This is a genomic window from Salegentibacter sp., assembly GCF_041642575.1.
In the GTDB taxonomy this organism is placed as follows: domain Bacteria; phylum Bacteroidota; class Bacteroidia; order Flavobacteriales; family Flavobacteriaceae; genus Salegentibacter.
The window spans coordinates 1-5,736 of the sequence record NZ_JBEPWD010000109.1 but is presented as its reverse complement, the minus strand read 5'-3'; the positions used below and the strand labels follow the sequence as shown (position 1 = coordinate 5,736).

Annotated in this window: 6 protein-coding genes; 3 read left to right on the top strand and 3 right to left on the bottom strand. The window is 38.8% G+C overall.

The annotated features are described in order from the left end of the window. On the bottom strand, positions 1-644 hold a 644-nt coding region (gene holA / locus ACESK1_RS11620; protein ID WP_372920346.1), incomplete at its 3' end, for a DNA polymerase III subunit delta. A gap of 86 nt (positions 645-730) precedes the next feature. On the opposite strand from holA, the gene ACESK1_RS11615 reads away from it, so the two are divergent. The 3 genes from ACESK1_RS11615 (at position 731) to ACESK1_RS11605 (ending at position 3,126) form a co-directional block, all read left to right on the top strand. After that, entirely contained in the window at positions 731-1,180 is a 450-nt protein-coding gene (locus tag ACESK1_RS11615; protein WP_372920345.1) for a type I restriction enzyme HsdR N-terminal domain-containing protein, read from the top strand. Next, a complete protein-coding gene (locus ACESK1_RS11610) occupies positions 1,177-2,202 on the top strand; it encodes a glycosyltransferase family 2 protein (protein ID WP_372920344.1) in 1,026 nt (341 codons plus the stop codon). The genes ACESK1_RS11615 and ACESK1_RS11610 overlap by 4 nt, the downstream gene beginning before the upstream one ends. A gap of 90 nt (positions 2,203-2,292) precedes the next feature. Next, positions 2,293-3,126, top strand: a complete 834-nt coding sequence (locus ACESK1_RS11605; RefSeq protein ID WP_372920343.1) for a flagellar motor protein MotB — start codon at positions 2,293-2,295, stop codon at positions 3,124-3,126. 84 nt (positions 3,127-3,210) lie between these two features. On the opposite strand, the gene ACESK1_RS11600 is transcribed toward ACESK1_RS11605, so the two are convergent. Together ACESK1_RS11600 and ACESK1_RS11595 are read right to left on the bottom strand one after the other, a co-directional pair. Further along, positions 3,211-3,831 carry an L-threonylcarbamoyladenylate synthase gene (locus ACESK1_RS11600; protein WP_372920342.1) on the bottom strand — a complete coding sequence of 207 codons (621 nt, stop codon included), beginning with the start codon at positions 3,829-3,831 and terminating at the stop codon, positions 3,211-3,213. A gap of 199 nt (positions 3,832-4,030) precedes the next feature. Continuing rightward, positions 4,031-5,736 (bottom strand): ATP-dependent helicase (locus ACESK1_RS11595; RefSeq protein WP_372920341.1); only part of this gene is annotated, 1,706 nt, incomplete at its 5' end.

Below are 5,736 nucleotides of genomic sequence, written 5' to 3'. Positions count from 1 at the left end.
AGCTCGAAGTTATTAAAATCTTTGCTAATACCTATATTCTCCTCAATAAGCTCCGGAGTTATTTGAGTCTCTTTAGAGATAATTAATTGCAGTTTTTCCAGTTCATTATCGATTTTCCCCAAATCCATCCCTAAAAATTCCACCAGCATTTGGGCTGCCTTGGGTGTAATACTGTAGCCTCGCGATTTCAAAGTTTTCTGAATCCAGGGCGCAACCTGGTTTTCGTAAAGTCGCTTGCTTTCAAAAATAACCCCGGAATCTTTTATAGATTTATATAATTTCTTCCTTTTGTCTATTTTCTTGTATTTATAACACATTACCAAAACCGTGGTAGGCTGGGGATTATCGGCATAGGCACTTAAACTCTCAATACTTCTGGAAAGGTCCTGGGCTTCTTTAACAATTAATACCTGGCGTTCTGCCATCATAGGGTAACGACGGGCATTGCTGGCAATTTCATCTATTGTTGTATCCCGGCCATACATTATGATCTGGTTAAAACCCCTTTCCTCTTCTGCAAGGATATTCTCCGAGATAAAATCAGAGATTTTATCAATGTAATATGGCTCTTCCCCCATCAAAAAATAAATAGGTTGAATGTTTCCTTGCTTGATGCTATTAACGATTTGTTTTGCTTCTTCCATGAAAAGATTTAGTTCCGCTGGTAATTTTAGAATTTAATTGATAGTCATTTACAGAATAATCTTCTGACTTTGCTATTTTTGAGCCTATGCTTGACCTCAATTTTCCCAGGTACCGGTTTCGGTTCAAAAATAATCAAAATAAAATAGCCGTTTTTGATGAGCTACGGAAAAAATTTGTGATTTTAACTCCAGAAGAATGGGTAAGACAGCATTGTATTCGTTTTTTAACCGAAGACAAAAATTATCCGAAAAGTCTTATAAATGCTGAAAAGCAGTTGAAACTGGGAAAACTCATCAAACGCTATGACCTGGTGGTTTATAATTCTGATGGCAGCATCTTTTTGATTGTGGAGTGCAAAGCACCCGGGGTTAAAATAACCCAGAAAACTTTCGACCAGATCGCCAGATACAACCTCAGCCTGAATGCCAGTTATTTGATGTTAAGCAACGGACTTGATCATTATTATTGCCAAATGGATTATGAGCAGGAAACCTATCGTTTTTTGGAGGAACTCCCCGAATGGAACAGCAAATGAAAACCGAAACAAATAAAAAATCATCCTTAAGTGTCGCCGTGGTTATCCTTAATTGGAATGGCCGGGATCTGCTGAGGGAATTCTTGCCTTCAGTCTTAAAATATTCTGATGGCGCAAATATCTACGTAGCCGATAATGCTTCCACTGACGATTCGGTTGCTGTATTAAAAAAAGAGTTTCCTGAAGTAACAATCATTAAGAATAAAGAGAACGGTGGTTACGCCAAAGGTTACAACGATGCCCTCAAACACCTTGAAGAAGATATTTTCCTCCTGCTGAATTCTGATGTTGAAGTGACTGAAAACTGGCTGGGGCCAATTATGGAAATATTCTATGAAGAACCTAAAACCGCTGCGGTACAGCCGAAATTACTGGATTACAAAAACCGGAATTATTTTGAATACGCTGGAGCAGCAGGTGGTTTTATTGATAAGCTGGGCTATCCGTATTGCCGCGGCCGCATTTTTGACAATCTGGAAGAAGACCATGGCCAATATAATGACGATACCTATGTTTTCTGGGCAAGCGGAGCCTGTCTGGCAATTAGAAAGCTGTCCTTCTACGAAGCAGGTGCTTTGGATGAAACCTATTTTGCACACCAGGAGGAAATAGATCTTTGCTGGAGGTTGCACAACCTGGGATACAAAGTAAAATATACAGGTGGGTCCAGGGTTTATCATCTTGGAGGAGCCACTTTAAATAGCATGAACCCCCGAAAGACCTTTTTTAATTTTAGAAACAGCTTGTTTTCTCTATTGAAAAACACCCCGGGTCTTTCTACATTAAGTATAATACTTATAAGAATGATCCTTGATGCTCTTGCTGCGTTCAAGTTTATTGCAGCCGGTAAATTTGCTCATTTCTACGCCATTTTACAGGCTCATTCCAGCTTTTACAGGCATATAAGCATCCTTCTGAAAAAGCGTAAAAATCTCCCAAAAAAGAAAGAATATTACATGCATAAATCTATTGTCTTCTCTTATTTCATAGCGGGTAAGCGAAAATTCTCAATTTTAAAGTAAAACATTTAAAAACTAATGTAATTGCTTCTTTTTCCCTTTGTATTTTTTTGATACTTTTGGAACATCTAACATTAATAATAATTACAAGTTATGAAACGAATCATGCTTTTATCGGCTACTGTTGCTCTTTTACTTTCTTCATGTGTTTCTCAGAAGAAATATTCAGAGTTGGAAGCCAAACAACGTGACACCCAGGACCAGTTAAATACTGCCACAGTTAAATTAAATTCCTGCTTAGACGAGAAAGAAGGCCTCAACAGCCAAATTAAAACGCTAAACAATACCAACGCCGCATTGCTTAACAATGTTGGAGATTTAGCAACCCTTTCTAAAAAAGAAGCTGAAAACCTTGAGCGTTCTCTTGAGAGCATAAAAGAAAAAGATCTTGCTATTACCAGAATGCGTGATGCAATCAACAAAAAGGATTCTGTAACTCTTGCTCTTGTAACAAGCCTAAAAGGAGCCCTTGGAAACATGAGCGACGAAGACATCGAGATCAATGTTGAGAAAGGTGTAGTTTACGTATCTATTTCAGATAAATTGTTATTCGACAGCGGACGTTACAACGTAACTGACCGTGCTAAAGAAGTACTTGGTAAAGTTGCAACTGTTGTTAAAAACCGTCCGGAAATAGAATTTATGGTTGAAGGTCATACTGACGACAAGCCTATTAAAACTTCTATGTTCGAAGATAACTGGGACCTTTCTGTAAAGCGTGCAACTTCTGTAGTACGTATTCTTCAGGATGAGTTTGGTGTAGAGCCAGCTAGAATGACTGCAGCCGGAAGAAGCTACTACATTCCTGTAGATTCTAACGAAACTGCTGAAGGTCGTTCTAAAAACCGAAGAACCCGTATCGTAGTTCTTCCTAAACTTGATCAGTTCTACGGAATGATCGAAGAAGGAATGGAAGCAGCAGAATAATTTGTAGCGATATAAATTTTTCATAAATAGAAAACCCCGCTTTCCAGGCGGGGTTTTTATTTTTCAAAAAATTTCTTTTCAGGCTTACATAATTTCTATACTCCCTTTTCCTTCTCTTATAACTTCCGGTTCAGCCTTAGTAAGATCTATAACAGTAGAAGGTATATTATCTCCATAACCTCCATCAATAACTATATCTACCAGGTTATCCCATTTTTCTTTAATAAGTTCAGGATCGGTAGTGTATTCCAGTACCTCATCGTCATCCCTTATTGAAGTGGACACTATAGGATTTCCCAAAGCTGAAACTAATGCCTTGCAAATATTGTTATCGGGCACTCTAATTCCTACTGTCTCTTTCTTTTTAAAGACATTAGGCAGGTTATTGTTTCCCGGAAGAATATAGGTATAAGGCCCCGGCAGCGTTCTTTTCAGTATCTTAAAGGTTGCCGTATCTATTTGTTTTACATAGTCTGAAAGATTACTTAAGTCCTCACAAATAAAAGAGAAGTTCGCTTTTTCCAGCTTCACCCCTTTGATCTGTGCAATCTTTTCCAAAGCAGAAGTATTGGTTATATCACACCCTAAACCGTAAACTGTATCGGTAGGATAAATAACCAAACCTCCATTTTTTAAAACGTCAACTACTTTGTTGATGAGTTTTGGACTAGGGTTCTCTTCGTAAATTTTAATTAATTCAGCCATAATTAGATATTTAAAACACCCTAAAATTTACAAAATTCCGGGTGTTTTCAGATTACTATTTAAATATTATTCGTTTTAAATTCTCCCTCTTGCCGGCAGTTAGATTCTTTAGATCAGGAAAAATCATATAGGTATAATTTAACCTGAAGATAAAAAGAAAGCCGCTTTTGGCGGCTTTAAATAACAGAAGTTTAACGGCTTAACTTAGCATCTTCAATTTAGCAAATCTCAATAGGAGTTTTTTGATTCCCCCATTCTCAAAATCGATCTCGGCTTTTTTATCCTGCCCCACTCCGTCTATACTTAAAACTTTTCCTTTTCCAAAGCGCATATGTTCTACTTCGTCCCCGGCCTTCAGTTTTATGGAATTAGTTGCCTTTTCAGGTTCAGTAGCAGCAGGTTTTAGTTTACGGAGTTTCCTTAATTGAGATTCTGTAGGCTTATGCGCCGGTGGCGGAGTACCATTTTGAGGCTTTGTTTGCCTGAGCTTAGATTTATCCACATCCCCAAAAATATCAGTGTCAATTAGGGGTTTATACTTATAATCATCCTGCGGAATCAAATAATCCTTAAACTCATCATCTACCTCCTCAATGAATCTACTAGGTTCCGCATCTACAAGTTTACCCCAGCGATAGCGAGATTGGGTATAGGTTAAGTAAGCCTGTTTTTCAGCCCTTGTCAAGGCTACGTAGAAGAGCCGGCGTTCCTCTTCCAGTTCACTTCGGGTATTCATGCTCATTCCCGACGGAAAAAGGTCTTCTTCGAGCCCTACGATGTATACATAAGGAAACTCCAGACCTTTCGCCAAATGAATAGTCATTAAAGCAACCCTGTCATCATCGCTGGTATCTTTGTCCATATCGGTAGCCAGGGCAACATCTTCCAGGAATTCTGCTAAAGTTCCGTTAGCATCGGCAAGTTCTTTTTGCTCTTCAACAAAATCCTTGATTCCATTCAGTAATTCCTCGATATTTTCTATTCGGGCAATCCCTTCCGGAGTACCATCTTTTTTAAATTCCTGAACCAATCCGGATTTTTTTGTCACTGTATCGGCAACGTGGAAAGCATCGGCATTTTCAGCAAGGATCGTGAAACTCTTGATCATATTCACGAAGTTCTTCAGCTTGGTGCGGGTGCCACTATTGATCCCTAAATTAAGCTGATCAATATTTTCGATAACCTCAAAGATTGAGCGGCCGTACTGATTGGCAGCAATAGTCAATTTATCCATCGTGGTCTGGCCAATACCACGCGCAGGATAATTGATCACCCGTTTTAAAGCTTCCTCATCTTTCGGGTTGATAAGTAATCTTAAATATGAAAGTACATCTTTGATCTCCTTGCGCTGGTAAAATGAAAGTCCGCCGTAAATTCTGTACGGGATCTCCTTTTTCCTCAAGGCATCTTCCATAGCCCTACTCTGGGCATTGGTTCGATATAAAATCGCAAAATCGCTGTTTTTAAGCTGATTTTGCATTCTGTTTTCAAAGATGGAACTTGCCACAAAACGCCCTTCCTCCCCATCGGTTAGTAAGCGGTTGACCACGATTTTTGGTCCGTCTTCATTTTCGGTCCAAACCACTTTTTCCAGCTTAGTCTTATTCTTCTCAATTATAGAATTTGCCGCATTCACAATATTTTTGGTGGAGCGGTAATTCTGTTCCAGCCTGTATGTTTGAACGTCAGGATAATCTTTTTGAAAGTTTAAAATATTGTTGATGTTAGCTCCCCGGAAAGCATAAATACTCTGCGCATCATCCCCAACTACGCATATATTCTGAAATTTATCTGAAAGTGCTTTCACGATAAGGTACTGCGAGTGATTGGTATCCTGGTACTCATCCACAAGGATATACCTGAAGCGATTCTGATATTTATGAAGTACTTCGGGAAACCGGTTTA